16 protein-coding genes are annotated in these 15,175 nt (G+C 51.7%); 13 read left to right on the plus strand and 3 right to left on the minus strand.

Annotation, left to right across the window (positions count from 1 at the left end; translation table 11 throughout):
- The first annotated feature begins 147 nt into the window (after positions 1–147).
- The 7 genes from def (at position 148) to ACIDE9_RS12490 (ending at position 7,963) form a co-directional block, all read left to right on the plus strand.
- Positions 148–663 carry a peptide deformylase gene (def, locus tag ACIDE9_RS12460; RefSeq protein ID WP_194740294.1) on the plus strand — a complete coding sequence of 172 codons (516 nt, stop codon included), beginning with the start codon at positions 148–150 and terminating at the stop codon, positions 661–663.
- A gap of 15 nt (positions 664–678) precedes the next feature.
- The gene (fmt, locus tag ACIDE9_RS12465; RefSeq protein ID WP_411995066.1) at positions 679–1,599 is read left to right on the plus strand and encodes a methionyl-tRNA formyltransferase; all 921 of its coding nucleotides are present in this window, start codon (positions 679–681) and stop codon (positions 1,597–1,599) included.
- 94 nt (positions 1,600–1,693) lie between these two features.
- Positions 1,694–2,566 carry a zinc metalloprotease HtpX gene (htpX, locus tag ACIDE9_RS12470; RefSeq protein ID WP_194752728.1) on the plus strand — a complete coding sequence of 291 codons (873 nt, stop codon included), beginning with the start codon at positions 1,694–1,696 and terminating at the stop codon, positions 2,564–2,566.
- Positions 2,567–2,681: 115 nt separating this feature from the next.
- Positions 2,682–3,971, plus strand: a complete 1,290-nt coding sequence (rsmB, locus tag ACIDE9_RS12475; RefSeq protein ID WP_411995067.1) for a 16S rRNA (cytosine(967)-C(5))-methyltransferase RsmB — start codon at positions 2,682–2,684, stop codon at positions 3,969–3,971.
- Complete coding sequence (locus ACIDE9_RS12480; protein WP_194752730.1) at positions 3,949–4,524, plus strand: DUF4390 domain-containing protein; 576 nt, start codon at positions 3,949–3,951, stop codon at positions 4,522–4,524. The genes rsmB and ACIDE9_RS12480 overlap by 23 nt, the downstream gene beginning before the upstream one ends.
- 4 nt (positions 4,525–4,528) lie before the next feature.
- Positions 4,529–6,691, plus strand: a complete 2,163-nt coding sequence (locus ACIDE9_RS12485) for a sensor histidine kinase (protein ID WP_194752731.1) — start codon at positions 4,529–4,531, stop codon at positions 6,689–6,691.
- A gap of 9 nt (positions 6,692–6,700) precedes the next feature.
- Positions 6,701–7,963: a sigma-54-dependent transcriptional regulator gene (locus tag ACIDE9_RS12490; protein WP_411995068.1), complete on the plus strand. Its 1,263-nt coding sequence runs from the start codon at positions 6,701–6,703 to the stop codon at positions 7,961–7,963.
- A gap of 62 nt (positions 7,964–8,025) precedes the next feature.
- Here the strand turns inward: ACIDE9_RS12490 and ACIDE9_RS12495 are convergent, their stop codons facing one another.
- Positions 8,026–8,406, minus strand: a complete 381-nt coding sequence (locus tag ACIDE9_RS12495; protein WP_194752733.1) for a DoxX family protein — start codon at positions 8,404–8,406, stop codon at positions 8,026–8,028.
- A gap of 101 nt (positions 8,407–8,507) precedes the next feature.
- Between ACIDE9_RS12495 and ACIDE9_RS12500 the strand changes: the two genes are divergently transcribed.
- From ACIDE9_RS12500 to ACIDE9_RS12510, 3 genes are read left to right on the plus strand one after another with little or no spacing between them, the layout of a single operon-like run.
- Positions 8,508–8,948: a GNAT family N-acetyltransferase gene (locus ACIDE9_RS12500; protein WP_194740302.1), complete on the plus strand. Its 441-nt coding sequence runs from the start codon at positions 8,508–8,510 to the stop codon at positions 8,946–8,948.
- A 47-nt stretch (positions 8,949–8,995) separates the two neighbouring features.
- Positions 8,996–9,538: a formaldehyde-activating enzyme gene (gene fae, locus ACIDE9_RS12505; protein WP_411995069.1), complete on the plus strand. Its 543-nt coding sequence runs from the start codon at positions 8,996–8,998 to the stop codon at positions 9,536–9,538.
- Between the two features lie 58 nt (positions 9,539–9,596).
- Positions 9,597–10,004, plus strand: coding sequence for an RDD family protein (locus ACIDE9_RS12510; RefSeq protein ID WP_411995070.1), 408 nt, complete (start codon positions 9,597–9,599; stop codon positions 10,002–10,004).
- Between the two features lie 9 nt (positions 10,005–10,013).
- Here ACIDE9_RS12510 and lptG read toward each other — a convergent pair whose 3' ends face one another.
- Both lptG and lptF read right to left on the minus strand, forming a co-directional pair.
- Positions 10,014–11,108, minus strand: coding sequence for an LPS export ABC transporter permease LptG (gene lptG, locus ACIDE9_RS12515; RefSeq protein ID WP_411995071.1), 1,095 nt, complete (start codon positions 11,106–11,108; stop codon positions 10,014–10,016).
- Complete coding sequence (lptF, locus tag ACIDE9_RS12520; protein WP_411995072.1) at positions 11,105–12,214, minus strand: LPS export ABC transporter permease LptF; 1,110 nt, start codon at positions 12,212–12,214, stop codon at positions 11,105–11,107. The genes lptG and lptF overlap by 4 nt, the downstream gene beginning before the upstream one ends.
- An 88-nt stretch (positions 12,215–12,302) precedes the next feature.
- On the opposite strand from lptF, the gene ACIDE9_RS12525 reads away from it, so the two are divergent.
- Genes ACIDE9_RS12525 through ACIDE9_RS12535 form a run of 3 tightly spaced genes read left to right on the plus strand, consistent with a single transcriptional unit; the run spans position 12,303 to position 15,174 of the window.
- Positions 12,303–13,784, plus strand: coding sequence for a leucyl aminopeptidase (locus ACIDE9_RS12525; RefSeq protein ID WP_411995073.1), 1,482 nt, complete (start codon positions 12,303–12,305; stop codon positions 13,782–13,784).
- Between the two features lie 6 nt (positions 13,785–13,790).
- Positions 13,791–14,213, plus strand: coding sequence for a DNA polymerase III subunit chi (locus tag ACIDE9_RS12530; RefSeq protein WP_411995074.1), 423 nt, complete (start codon positions 13,791–13,793; stop codon positions 14,211–14,213).
- 22 nt (positions 14,214–14,235) lie between these two features.
- The gene (locus tag ACIDE9_RS12535; RefSeq protein ID WP_411995075.1) at positions 14,236–15,174 is read left to right on the plus strand and encodes a hypothetical protein; all 939 of its coding nucleotides are present in this window, start codon (positions 14,236–14,238) and stop codon (positions 15,172–15,174) included.
- Position 15,175 lies beyond the last annotated feature (1 nt).

A 15,175-nucleotide genomic window follows, 5' to 3' on the forward strand; every position in this document is an offset into this window, starting at 1 on the left:
TGCAAAAGAGGGGCAGCATCAATGGTGCGCACCATCTGCGCAATATCGACCAATCTAGCATGGGTTTAAAGTTCTTATCAAGGTGAAAAAGCGGGCGTTTTGCCCTGTTTTTCCCACAAACTATTTGAATGGAAAGATTTGTAGAGCATGGCACTACTTCCAATTTTGCAATATCCTGACCCGCGCTTGCATACGGTGGCCAAGCCGGTGCAAGTGTTTGACGACGCATTGCAGCAGCTGGTGAGTGATATGGCCGAGACCATGTACGATGCGCCTGGCATTGGGTTGGCCGCGACGCAAATAGATCGCCACATTCAGTTGATTGTGATAGACCTGAGCAAAGAAAAAGATGATTTGCTGGTGCTTATTAACCCGAAAATCATTGCGCAGTCTGGTAGCCAGGACTACGAAGAAGGGTGTTTATCTGTGCCCGGCATTTATGAAAATGTCACCCGTGCCGAATTTATCACCGTTGAAGCGCAGGATGCGACCGGTAAAACATTCAGGCTGGATGCTGATGGTTTGCTCAGCGTTTGTATCCAGCATGAGATGGATCACCTCAAGGGCAAGGTGTTTGTTGAATACCTGTCAACGCTCAAACGCAACCGCATTCGCAGCAAGATGGTCAAACACGCGCGCGAAATCGAACGCAATAGTTACTAAGCACGGGGAATCAGCATGCGAATTATTTATGCCGGAACCCCGGAGTTTGCCGTGCCTGCTTTGCAGGGTTTGATCGATGCCGGTCATGAGATTGTGATGGTATTAACACAACCAGACCGCCCCGCTGGCCGTGGCATGCAGTTGAAAGCCAGCCCGGTCAAACAGCTCGCGTTACAAAATGGCTTGCGTGTGTTTCAACCCGAGAGCCTGAAACCTGCCGAAGTGCAGGCCGAGGTCGCGGCGGTGAATGCCGATGTCATGATCGTCGCTGCCTATGGCCTGATTATTCCAACCGCTGTGTTGAATATCCCCACGCGTGGCTGTTACAACATCCATGGCTCATTGTTGCCGCGCTGGCGCGGTGCGGCACCGATTCATAGAGCCATCCTGGCAGGCGATGCTGAAACCGGCGTCACCATTATGGAAGTGGTGCCCAAGCTGGATGCGGGCAATATGATCAGCAAATGGGCCGTCGCTATTACCGAGACAGATACAACGCAAAGCCTGCATGATGCTATCAGCCGCGAAGGTGCCCGCTTGATGGTGGAGGCCATGCACATACTGCAAAGCACCGGTGAGCTAGCGTCTGAAGTGCAGGATGAATCGCTGGTGACGTATGCACACAAGCTGGAGAAATCCGAATCCGCCATAGACTGGACAGCCTCTGCGCAACAATTATCACGCCAGGTACGTGCATTTAATCCTTTTCCGGTGGCAACTGCCAAGTTTAAAGATCAGGTGTGCAAAGTATGGTTTGCGCAGTCTGCGACTGGCAAAGGACAGCCCGGTGCAGTGGTGGAAACACAGCCTTTGCGCGTGGCTTGCGGTGACGGTGTGCTGGAAATCCACGAGCTGCAATTGCCGGGTGGCAAGCGCCAGACTGCGCAACAGTTTGTGCAAGGGCAGCATGTGCAGGTGGGTGACCAGTTTGCTTAGTGTGCGCATCTATTCAACGGGCAGCAGCTATTGAAAAATCGCTGTCATCACCGCATATTAGGATGGCAGTGTTGAATGTATTCAAGGAGTAAGTATGTTAGGTAACTGGACCAAAACCTTTGTGCTGATGGCGGCGATTACGGCCCTGTTTGTGGCAGTCGGCGGGGCATTGGGTGGCCAGGGTGGCATGTTGATGGCCTTGTTGCTGGCAGGCGGCATGAACTTTTATGCCTATTGGTTCAGTGACCAGGCCGTGCTGAAGATGTATGGTGCGGTTGAGATTAATGCCGACAATAATTTTGGCAACGGCCAGTTCCGCAACTATTACAACATGGTCAAAGAATTGGCTGAGCGCGCCGAGTTGCCGATGCCGCGCGTGTTTGTGATGAACGAAAGCCAGCCGAATGCGTTTGCCACCGGCCGTAACCCAGAACATGCTGCGGTAGCCGCGACGACCGGCATTATGCAGATTTTGAGTGAGCGCGAGTTGCGTGGTGTGATGGCGCATGAACTGGCGCACGTAAAAAACCGCGATACCCTGATTTCGACTATTTCAGCCACCGTGGCTGGTGCGATTTCATCGATTGCACAATTTGGCCTGATGTTTGGTGGTGGCCATCGTGATGGTGAAGACAGACCTAACCCCATGATTGGTATCCTGATCATGGTGCTGGCGCCTTTGGCGGCTTCGCTGATCCAGATGGCGATTTCACGTTCACGTGAATATGAGGCCGATCGTATGGGCGCTGACATTAGTCGCGATCCAAAAGCCCTGGCTGCGGCTTTGGAGAAAATCCATAATTACGCGCACCAGATTCCTAACATGACCGCTGAGCAGCATCCTGAAACCGGGCAGATGATGATTATCAACCCATTATCTGGCGCAGACCTCAAGGGCTTATTTAGCACCCACCCGCAAACGGAAGAACGCATTCGCCGCTTGCTGGCGTTAGCCAATCAATATTAACCAGTGTGATGATTAAAAAAGGCTTTCTGAGGAAAGCCTTTTTTATTGTGCGCGTTTTTCACTGCCTAATTGAGACGCATCAAGTAGAATAGCTTTTTTTGCCCAGAGATTATCGTTGCAAGTTGCCCAGCTCATTGCCGCACATGCGGTGGCCGAAGTATTGGCCGGACATAACCTGACTGTTTCCATGCCCAAGGCCTTGCGCAAGGTCAAAGCAGCCACGCCGCAACAACAGGCCGCTGCGCAGGATTACAGTTACCTGACGTTACGTTTTTATGCGGAAGCCGCGGCTTACCTGCAAGCGTTGACGCCCAAGCCGGTCACGGATGAACGTGTGCATGCTTTATTGCTGGTGGCATTGTCACAGCTGTTGCATAGCACAGATGATGACTTCACTGTGGTCAACCAGGCGGTAGAAGCGGCCGGTAAAACCGGGCAACGTTGGGCCAAAGGCCTGGTCAACGCCGTGCTGCGCAACTTTTTGCGTCAGCGCACGGATTTGCAATCTCAGATCGCCCAGCGTGAAGAAGTGCAATTTAACTATCCACAATGGTGGATAGATACCCTTAAGCAGCAATACCCGCAAGATTGGCAGGCGATTCTTCAAGTAGGTAATAGCCATCCGCCCATGACCTTGCGTGTAAATGTGCGCAAGACAGATGCGGCGACTTATCTGCAGTTGTTGCAGACTGTGGGCATCGCCGCTAGCCATTTGGGCGGTACGGCCATTCAGTTACAGCAGCCCTTGCCAGTGAGTAAGCTGCCTTATTTTGAAGAGGGTTGGGTCAGCGTGCAGGATGCCGGTGCACAATGGGCGGCGCCCTTGCTTGATTTGCAGCCTGGCATGCGTGTGCTGGATGCCTGCAGTGCACCAGGTGGCAAGACTTGCCACGTGCTGGAAACCAGTGATGTGGAATTACTGTCGCTGGATGTAGAGGCCGAACGTTTGCGGCGTGTACACGAAAACCTGCAGAGATTGGGGCTGCAAGCCAATGTGATCACAGGGGATGCTGCCCAGTCAGACTGGTTTGATGACCAGCTATTTGACCGTATTCTGGCAGATGTGCCTTGTAGTGCCTCGGGCATTGTGCGCCGCCATGTGGATATGAAGTGGTTGCGTAGACCTCAGGATCTGGCAACATTTGCCCGTACACAGCAGGAAATTTTATCGAATTTGTGGCAAATGCTGGCAAAAGGCGGTAAATTGCTCTACGTGACATGCTCGATATTCCAACAAGAAAACGAAATGCAAATTCAGCAATTTTTAACCACGCACGCGGATGCGACAAGGTTGCCGGTCGCTTTTGATGTGTCGATATTACCTTGTCAGCATCAGATAGGCGGGCAGTTGCTGCCTGCGGCTGAGCATGACGGATTGTTTTATGCACTTTTGCAAAAACATTAATCGCTGGTTATGGATAGGGCTGCTGTTGAGCCTGACTAGCTGGATGGTATTTGCTGGCGGCAATCACGCGCATATCCGCAGTGCGGAGTTGGTGCTGCGGGATGAAATATGGACACTGGATGCTGACATTGATATCCAGTTCGGCCGCGCGTTGGAAGAGGCACTGAGTAAGGGTGTCGCGCTGACTTTTTTATATGAATTTCAAATTATTAAACCGCTCAAATACTGGTTTGATGATGAGGTGGTGACTGAGCGCCGCGCCGTGACCCTCAATTACCATGCACTCACCAAGCAATACCTGCTCAATTATCCGCAACAACAAAAAGTGTTCGATAGCCTGGGTGAGGCCAGGCGCGAATTGGGCTCTATTCACGATTGGCGGCTGGTGCCGCATGCCACGCTTGAGAAAAACCAGCCTTACCAGGCGGCGCTCAAAATGCACCTGGATACCAGCAAACTGCCCAAAGCCCTGCAACTAGATGCTCTCGGGGAAAGTGACTGGGAACTGGTCACGCCTACCTTTAGCTGGTGGGTGAAGGAAACCCAGCGCTAGCCTTATGCGTTATGTCCTGATTTTGTCTATTGCGCTGGCAGCAGCCCTGCTTTACCTGCTGTCGCTGGCCAGCGCCAATACTGCCATCAGTGGTGATTACTACCTGGTATTGCTCTATATCAATGCTGGCCTGGCCTTGCTCTTGTTGGGTGTGATTGCTTACCAGCTGCGCCATCTCTACCGCACCACCAAAGCCAAACAGGTTGGCAGTAAACTCAATTTCAGGTTGCTAGTCACGTTTGCGCTGATGGCGCTTATCCCCGGCATGATTGTTTACCTGGTATCGGTGAATTTCCTCTCGCGCTCGATTGAGTCCTGGTTTAACGTCAAGGTGGAGTCTGCTCTGGATGGCGGCTTGAATTTGGGCCAGCGGGCACTGGATATTATGCTGGGGGATGTGAAGGAGAAGGCGCAAAGCATGGCGGTGTCGCTGTCTCTGCAGCCTGCGCGTTCTCATTACAGCCAGATCAACGATTTACGCGAAAAAGCAGGCATTCAGGATGCGGCCTTGCTCAGTGCGCAAGGTGCTATTTTAGCCGTGAGTAGTTCTGACCCCAGCAGCTTTTTGCCTGAATTGCCGTCGGTGCCACAGTTGCGCCAGGCCAGGAGTGGTGTTTACGGAAAGATCGAGCCGATTCCAGGCAAGGGCCTATATATGCGTGTGCTCACCCCTGTGGAGCCACTGGGCATTACGGGTGAACTACGTATTTTGCAATTGATGCAGCCGGTGCCCAAAGCACTGTCGAATACGGCTGAGTCGGTACAGGACGTCTATCGCGAGTATCAAACGCTGTCTTATAGCCGTCAGTCATTGAAAGACATTTTCATGCTGACGCTGACCATGATCCTGTTGTTGTCGATGTTAGGCGCATTGACCATTGCGTTTGCGCTGAGCCGCCGCATGGCACAACCCCTCACCGTGCTGGCAGAAGGCACGCGCCTGATTGCCAGTGGTGATTATTCGCAGCAACTACCTTCGTTTGGTAAAGATGAACTCAGTGTGCTGGTGAAGTCATTTAACAGTATGACGCGCCAGTTGCAGGAGGCGAAAAATGCCTCTGAGCAAAGCCGTCAGCATGTGGAGTCTGCGCGTGCTTACCTGGAAGCGATTCTGTCGCATTTAAGCTCGGGCGTGATGACCATTAATGAGCGTGCAGAGTTGCGTGTATATAACCTGGCGGCCACCAATATTCTGGGGATTTCGCTAGTCGGCTTTAAAAACAAGATTTTTACCGAGGTGGCTGCTGAGAACAGGTATCTCAGCCCGTTCACCGAGCTGGTGATGCAGCACTACGAAGATACCTTGCAGTTTGACCATCATGAGCGGCACCTGACCAGCCAAATTGAAATTGAGGGCGTGCATGGTACGCAGATACTGATGTTGCGGGTGACTCGCTTGCCGGAAGGCGCCGGGCACGGTCTGGTGGTGGTGTTTGATGATGTGACCGCCATGGCGCAAGCGCAGCGTGATGCAGCCTGGGCGGAAGTGGCCAGGCGCTTGGCGCACGAGATTAAAAACCCGTTGACGCCGATACAGCTTTCGGCCGAACGCTTGCAACTTAAGTTGCAGGACAAACTGGATAGCAAAGATGCCGAGATGTTATTCAAGTCGACGGATACCATTGTGAATCAGGTGCAGGCCATGAAGAACATGGTCAATGAATTTAGTGAATACGCCAGAACCCCGGCTGTGCAGTTGGTAAAGCTGGATTTAAATGCTTTAATTCGTGATGTCAGCCGCCTGTATAACGCCTCGGCAGTCAAGCTGGTATTAACGCTGCATGAGCAATTGCCAGAGATACATGCCGATGCAACCATGATGCGGCAAATTTTGCATAACTTGCTGCAAAATGCCCAGGATGCCCTGACACAAGTGAGTGAGCCGCACATTGTTATCTTGACCGATTATGATGGCGAGCGTATAAAATTAACCGTGACCGATAACGGCAGTGGTTTTCCGACCGATGTGATGGCCAGGGTGTTCGAGCCCTATGTCACCACCAAGTCTCACGGGACAGGGTTGGGATTAGCCATTGTGAAAAAAATGATAGAAGAGCAGCGTGGACAGATTCGCATAGACAATCTGCCACAAGGGGGCGCCAGCGTCACCATCAGCTTGCCGGTAGATAAACAACAACAGCGTCGGCGCGTTGAGCGCATCGTGTAAGGAAGTACCATGGCTTCACGTAATATTTTGGTGGTCGATGACGAAATAGGCATCAGGGAGTTATTGAGCGACATCTTGCGAGATGAAGGGCATGTCGTGCGCTTGGCGGAGAACGCCCAGATTGCGAGGGACGAACGTCTCAAGCTACGCCCGGATCTGGTCTTGCTGGACATCTGGATGCCGGATTGCGACGGGATCAGCCTGCTTAAGGAGTGGGCCAATGCCGGATTGCTGACCATGCCGGTCATTATGATGTCCGGCCATGGCACGATTGATACGGCCGTTGAAGCGACCCGCCTCGGGGCATTCGATTTTCTTGAAAAACCCATCGCGTTGCAAAAGCTGCTTAAAACCGTGGGCGCAGCGATTAAACACACTGAGCACCTCGCGCATACTGAAATCAACCTCTCCAGCTTTGGCAAAAGCGCGGTGATCCAGGAGCTCAAACAGCGTCTGGAGCAATTGGCCCGCCATAAAAATACCTTGTTCCTCATTGGCAAAAAAGGCGGCAGCGTGCCTTTATGCGCCAAATTCCTACGTCCGCACAATACGCCCTGGGTGGCACTCACCGAGTATGAAAAGTTAGTCACAGCGCCTATGGAAATCCTGGAGCAGGCACGTGAGGGCGTGGTGTTTGTGGATGAAGTCACCAAGCTGGGCAAGACAGAGCAAAAAGGCCTGAGCCTCTTGATTAATAAATCGGAGAAATATGGCGTGCGCGTGATTTGTGCCAGTGAGCATGGGTTGCCGCAACTGATTGAAAAAGCCATGCTGGAGCAGTCTTTATTGCAAACGCTGGCTGGTGCTGCGGTGAAAGTGCCGTGCCTGGATGAGCACAAGGAAGATATTCCTGATCTGGTGAGTGCCATGGCGACCTTGATGGTGGAAGCCAGCAAGATTGACTATAAGTCGTTTGATGTGGCGGCGCTGAATGCCTTGCGCAATGCCGACTGGCCGGGGGATCTGGATGAGCTCGAGTCTGTGGTGCAAAACCTGCTGATGACCAGTCTGGCCGATGTGATTACGCAAGCGGATGTGCAGCGCGTGTTGGCCAACTTTCAGGGCCAGGCCACCGAGTCAGCTGAGCAGCATATGCCGCTCAACCTCGACCAGCCCTTGCGTGAAGCGCGCGATGAGTTTGAGCGTTTTTACTTTCAGTACCACATGCGCCTGGTGAAAAATAATATGAGCCGTTTGTCTGAGATTTCTGGCCTGGAGCGTACGCACTTGTACCGTAAGCTCAAGCAACTGGGTATCAAGATCAAAGGTTAACTTGATATTGCTGTAAATAAAAAAGCCAGGATTGTCCCGGCTTTTTTATTGGTGATGATTGCTTATTTTTTGCGGTTATCCAGGCTGCAAGCCGTGTCAGGATAAATGCTCAGTAGCCACATGCCACCGGCGATGCCCATGTAAGCGAAGAACGCGTCCAGTGAAGCCTGGGCCAGGATCACGGCCATAAAGGCTGCCAGTACGCCCAATACACGGGCTGACAGGCGGGTTTTAAAGCCGATGATCAGTAGCAGGCCAAATACAAATTGAACCAGGATCAGCAAAGGGGCAAACACCGCTGGCAGCCCAAACTGGCCCAGGGTCATCTGATATTGCAGGTAACCATCAGGCGTATTCAAAATCGCCATCAGTTTTAAAATTACGACCCCAAAAAACACCAGCCCCAGCAAAATCCTGGCCGCTGCGGTTTGAAAACGACACATAGCTTTTCCTCAAATCCTGTTTTTAATAAAGGACGTATGATGCCTGCGGCTAACTACAATTGCAATACAGGTACAATTGCGATATTTGATCCGGAGGGGCGATGGCCGTGCAACGTATTCAGCTCAGTATCCATCACCTGGATAGGCATCATCCCTTATGGGCGGAGTGCCGCATGATCCGGCAGCGTGTATTCATAGAAGAGCAACACGTGCCGGTGGATCTGGAATGGGATGCGGCAGATGAAACAGCCATTCATCTGCTGGCATGCCAGGATGATCAATCCCTGGCATGCGCCAGAGTGTTGCCTGACGGGCATATTGGCCGCATGGCGGTGCTCGCAGAGTGGCGCGGGCGCGGGGTTGGAGAGGCATTGTTGTTGCAGGCCATACAAGTTTGCCAGCAGTTGGATGTCAGTCATGCGCGGCTATCGGCGCAAATGCATGCAGTTGGTTTTTATCAGCAAGTGGGCTTTGAAGTGTGCAGTGAGCCTTACAGTGATGCCGATATATTACATATAGATATGCAACTTGAACTGGTATAATTGCGGTTTCCGTTTTTCTCCAACTTGCAGACATAAAAGGAATTCTCATGTCAAAAATCGTATTTAAAGCCGGTGAAGCAACCGTGTTTTCTGAAGGTAAAGATGTTACCGCCGCGATGCCGGAAATCTTGATCGGTTCTGTAGATGGCCCAGTGGGCGCTGCATTTGCCAACATGATGGCGCAGACCAAAGGCCACACAGCTATGTTTGCCGTACGTGATATCAACCAGATGGTACGCCCGGCGACCATGATGGTGCCAAAAGTAACTTTGAAAGACTCCCTGAACATTGAATTGTTCGGCGGCGTGGTGCAAGCAGGTGTGGCTGATGGCATTACCGATGCCGTGATCGAAGGGATCATTCCTAAAGAGCTGGTGAACGATCTGTGTATCGTGGCATTGCTGTGGGTTGACCCGGGTTGTGCCAAAGAGGCAAACCTGGACAAGGCTGACCTGTACAAAAACAACTACGAAGCGATCAAGCTGGCATTGAAACGTGCCTTGAACGACGAGCCTAGCATTGATGAACTGATCGCTAACCGTCACACAATCAGACACTGTATGTGGGAAGATAGCTGGGATCAGAAGTAATCCTGCTGTTTCTGCCTAACCCCGCAATTGCGGGGTTTTTGTTATGTGGACTTAAAACATGAAGCATTTAATTAAACGCTATCTGACGGTTGTGTATGAAGCGCTATTGCTGCTGGCGTTGGCGCTGGCACTGACTGCTGCGTACATCATGATCATCGGCGATGCCAGTCATGGCTGGAAAAGACTGGGTTTACAGGCCTTGTTGTGGCTGGTGATAGGGACTTATTTTGTGCGTTGCTGGGTGGTGACCGGGCAAACTCTGGCCAGTCAGACCTGGAAGTTAAAGGTGGTTGGCCAGCATGGGCAGTTGCTCGACAGGCAGCAAGCGATGATACGTTATGTGTTGGCCAGTGTGTTGCTACTGCCTGCCGGGTTGACCTTGTGGTGGGCATTGCTGGATCGCGAGCAACAGTTTTTGCATGACCGTCTGTTAGGCTCGCGCATCATTGCCTTGCCGCCAGTGTAGGCGTTGAGATTAGCGTCGCTCGACGTAGTAAAGCATGCCAAGTCCAGCCGCTAAAAAGAGTAGCGTCGGACTGATGGCGCTGACCAGTGGAGACCAGTCGTTGAGTACGCCCAGATGCACAAACACGCGGTTCATGATCTGGTAAACCACGCCCAGGAAAATCCCGGCAAAGATTTTGGCACTGATGCCCCCTGCACGCTGCTGTAAAAAACCAAACGGCAGTGCCAGCATCACCATCACCAGGCAGGCCAATGGATAGACCAGTTTGGACCACAGCGCGACCTGGTAACGGGTGCTTCTCTGGCCATTCTGGTGCAGATACTGGATAAAGCTGTACAGATTCCAGGCGGACATTTTTTCCGGCAACACCAGCAGTACATTGAGTAGCTCTGGCCGGATTAGCGACTCCCATTTGGTCTGCTTGAAGAATTGCGAGGTAACGGAGTTGTTCTGCGCCGATTTGCTGGTGTGCATTTTGGTTTGTGTCACATTGGACAATATCCAGTGGTCATCTTCAAAATAACCTTTATCGGCATGGCTGATATTGCGCAAGCGGAATTGTGCGTCAAAATCATAAATACGAATATCCACTAGGCTGGTGTCAGGCATAACGGTAGCGACATTGACAAAACTACTGCCATCCTTGATCCACAAGCCTGACTGGAAGTCCTGTGCGACCACTGAGTCTGTGGCCTGGATGCGGATGCGTTGCGCCATTTTTTCACTGATAGGCGCAATGATTTCACCGATCAAAAACGTCACCAGTGCGAATACCAAACCAATACTTAACAGCATTTTTGCGATGGTTTGCAGTGAAATGCCGCTGGTGCGCATCACAATCAACTCAGAGCTTGAGGCCATAGCGCCCAAGGTGTAAACAATACCTAAGAGTACAGCCACGGGCGCAACTTCATAAATGTGTCCAGGAATACTCAGGCCGACATAAATCAGCATGCTGTTGATGCCGTAGTGCCCACGTCCCAGGCTGTCCAGCTCTTGCAGCAGGTCAAAGAAAGAAAACATGGCGAGCAGGCCTAACAACACCAGCATGATGTTGAAGCTGATTTCTTTCCAGAAATAGCGGTTGAGGATAGTCAGCGTCATATTTTTACACGCTTTGCCCGGCGTTTAAACCAGTCAGGAATGAGTGGTTTGAGATATTTGCGGCGGTGGTAGAGATACCAGCCGAGCAGAACGAACATGAGATGGACTGGCCATAGGCCAATCAGAATCGATATCTTGCCCTGCGTGATCCAGGCCTGGAAGATGCTCAGCATATTGTTGTAGATAATGAATATCAGGATGGCAAACATGATATTCAGTGAGCGCCCAGCACGTGGGTCGACAAAACTGAGCGGGATAGCCAGCAATACCATGACAATGGTTGAAATCGGAATTGCCAGTCGCCAGTGCAGTTCGGCATGATCGGCGGCTGTCGCACCAAAAATCAATGACTGTGTTGTTCTGGTCTGTGCAGTACTGGAAGGGGGCGCCGCCTCTTTAATTTCTACACGGATGTCGTAGCGCTCAAATTCGGTGGTCATTACCTCTAGTGTATTGGGCGTAATTTCATAACGTCTGCCGTGCTCCATACGTAAAAAATTATCGCCATTCGGGGCTTTATAGCGCGTTCCACTGTTGGCTGTGATGATGCCGGTTTTACCATTTTGCTTGGATTGCACAAAGATGTTTTTGACCTCGTAGCCCAACTTATCAAAGCTTTCAATAAAGTAAATCCGTTCGCCGTTGTTGGACTCTTTGAATGTGCCAGGGCTGATGGAGGACAGCTCATCACGCTTTTTCAACTGTGCGCGATAATTGTCTGCTTTTTCATTTGCCCAAGGCATGATGATCAGGCTGAACAAACTGATGATCAGCACAATCGGTGTAATGAAGCGCAGGATCGGTAGTACCCATTGACGTAAGCTGAGCCCGGCATTCATCCAGATGACCATTTCTGAGTCGCGATGCCAGCGGGTCAGAGTTAGAAGCACCGCCAGGAAAATGGCGAGCGACAGCATCATGGGCATGAACTGCACCAGGCTGAAGGTCAGGATAGTGCCTATGGCATCGTTGGGTAAAATGCCTTTAGATACTTGGCGCACGATGTTACCGGCGCGTTGCGCCACGACAATACCCAGGATAATCAGGAAAATGGCAGACGCTGAGGACATCAGCTCTGCAGACAATGCACGTTTGAATATTTTCAATTTAAATGCACCGCTTTGAAATCAGCATAAAACACTAGATAATACAACCATCACTCAGGCAAATTGCATGGAATCACAAAGGATAAAGATGGAATTTAGCATAAAAAGCGCTGCCCCGGAAAAATTGCGTACGGATTGTTTACTGGTCGGCATTTATGAAGGCCGGAAACTGACGGATTTAGCTAAATCACTGGATACGGTGAGCGAAAAAGCCATTTCGGCCGCGCTGAAATCTGGCGATATGGAAGGTAAAACCGGTAGTACGCTGTTATTGCGCCAACTGGCTGGTGTGGTGGCGCCGAGAGTGATGCTTGTGGGGTTAGGCAAGACGGACGATGCAAGCCTAAAAAGCTTGCGTAACAGCTTCCGCGCTGCGGTGAAAGCACTGCCGGCTGGCGTGGAGAATGTGGCGACAGATTTTGCTAGCCTGAGTATCAAAAAAACAACGGTGCAGCAAAAAGCGGCTGCCCTGGCTGAAGTGGCGCTGGACGCTACTTATAAAGTGAATGCGGTGAAAGAGAAGTCTGTGGAGCCGCATCCACTTAAACAAGTAATCGTACTGGCGGAAAAAACTGAGCAGGCGGCTGCGACTGAGGGCGTTAGCCAGGGTAGCAGTGTAGGGCAGGGCGTGGCATTGGCTAAAGATCTGGGCAATTTGCCACCGAACATTTGCACACCTAGCTATCTGGGCAAGCAAGCTGAGAAATTGGCCAAAGAATACGGCTTCAAGGTCGAGGTGCTGGAGCAGGCCGCGATTGAGAAGCTCAATATGGGCTCTTTTTTAGGCGTGACGCGTGGCAGCGAAGAGCCTCCACGCTTTATTGTATTGCAGCATCTGCATGGCAAAAAATCGCAAAAACCTGTGGTGTTGGTGGGCAAGGGCATTACGTTTGATACCGGTGGCATTTCGCTCAAACCGGGCGCCGACATGGATGAAATGAAATATGACATGTGCGGTGCTGCTTCTGTGCTGGGCGTGTTTAAAGCCTTGGGCGAGTTGAAGCTGCCACTGAATGTGGTGGGCTTGATTCCGACCTGTGAAAACATGCCGAGTGGCCGTGCGACCAAACCAGGTGATGTGTTGACCAGTATGTCTGGCCAGACCATTGAGGTGTTGAATACGGATGCAGAAGGCCGTTTGATTTTGTGCGACGCGCTGACTTACGCAGAGCGTTTTGAGCCAGCGGCAGTGATTGATATTGCCACGTTGACCGGTGCTTGCGTCATTGCGTTAGGGCATCATGTCAGTGGCCTGTTTGCCAATAATGATACTTTGGCCAAGGCCTTGCTGGCGGCGGGCGAGCAAGCAAATGACCGCGCCTGGCAAATGCCATTGTGGGACGATTACCAAGGTCAGCTGGACAGCAATTTTGCTGATATCGCCAACATTGGTGGCCGTGCCGCAGGCAGTATTACCGCGGCTTGTTTCTTATCACGCTTTGCCAAAAAGTATGACTGGGCGCATCTGGATATCGCGGGCACGGCCTGGAAATCTGGCAAGGAAAAAGGCGGCACGGGCCGTCCGGTACCATTGCTGGTGACGTATTTGCTGGATCAGGCAGCCAAATAACGCGTCATGACCAAAATCCGTTTTTACACTGATGTCACTGATCCACCTGCGTTGATACAACATCTGGTGAGCCAGGCGTTATCACGGCAGCGCAGTGTGACCATTTATGTGCCTGACCGTGAGCAGGCACAAAGGCTGGGTGATCAGTTATGGCAGCAAACGGCGGACAGTTTCTGGCCGAATGCATTGGCTGATGCCGAGTACGCCGCATTGACGCCGGTGCAACTGGCCTGGCAGCCGGAGCAAATTCGCCAGGATGATTTGCTGTTTAACTGCCAGGCGGTCCTGCCTAAGTTTTTCAGCCGTTTTCGCCATGTGTTTGAGTTGATAGGCACCGAAGAGGCTGACAAAATGGCCGGGCGGCAGCGGTGGGCATTTTATCGTGACCGTGGTTACGAGATTCAGCACATGAATAAGCAAACGCAATAACAAGCCTTGCAAAGGGGATGGTGTGGATATTTCAGAAATTCCGGTATTAACCAAAGTTGTTCAGAAGTCAGCGGCGCCTGCGATTGAGATGGATGAGTTGGTGGCGCAGCTTAAACAGGCTTTGTTACCGGAAATCACGCAATTGGTGGCTGCACAACTGGCCGAGCATAGTCCAGGCACCCTTGCGGCCGGACAGCAATCTCTTGCCGACTACGCCAATACCTTGCAACAAGAAGTGCTGGCGAAGGCACAGTCGCAGGTCGGTGATAGCATTCAGGCGATAGAACAAGCCTTCCGCGAGGCCATGGGCAATGTCAGCAAGCAGCAATTGCAAGTGTTTGAAGAACAGATCGGCCGCTTGAACGAAACGCAGCAATCGCAATTGCAGGCCAATGAGCAATCATTCCAGGCCGCATTGGAAAACAATATCCAGCAACAATTACAGGCGGTTGAAGAGAAGTTGTCGCAGTTGGGTGACACCCAGCAGCAATTGCTGGCAGCCACCGAGCAAACTGTGCGCGACACGGTGGATAAAACCGGCCATCAATGGTTGGGTGAGACCTTGTCACCGCTGATAGATGCGCAACAGGCGCAGATGGAAAGCCGTTTGCAATCTTTGCGTGAGCAGCTTGAGCAGGGCCTGGTCGATCATTTGCAACAATTGCAAGAAACCAATAAACAAACCTTGTCTGATAGCCAGGCATCAGCTGCTACCACGCTGGTGGCAGACTACAAGCAATCACTGCAAGAGGCATTTGCCGAGTTAAACGCTGCACAAATGGCGGAGTTTAAGCAGAGCATGCAAGCTGAGCTTGCGGCATCAGCGCCTGCCTTGGAGGAAAAAGTGGCAGCAGTGGTCGCCGTGCAATTGCAGGAAATGGAGGCCGAAATGAACAAGCGCCTCAAGTCACGCATTCTGGAAGTGTTGCAGGGCATCAAGTTTGTGATGCCTACGGTTTAAT

Origin of the sequence: Methylophilus sp. 'Pure River' (genome assembly GCF_046765995.1) — a bacterium.
Taxonomy (GTDB): domain Bacteria; phylum Pseudomonadota; class Gammaproteobacteria; order Burkholderiales; family Methylophilaceae; genus Methylophilus.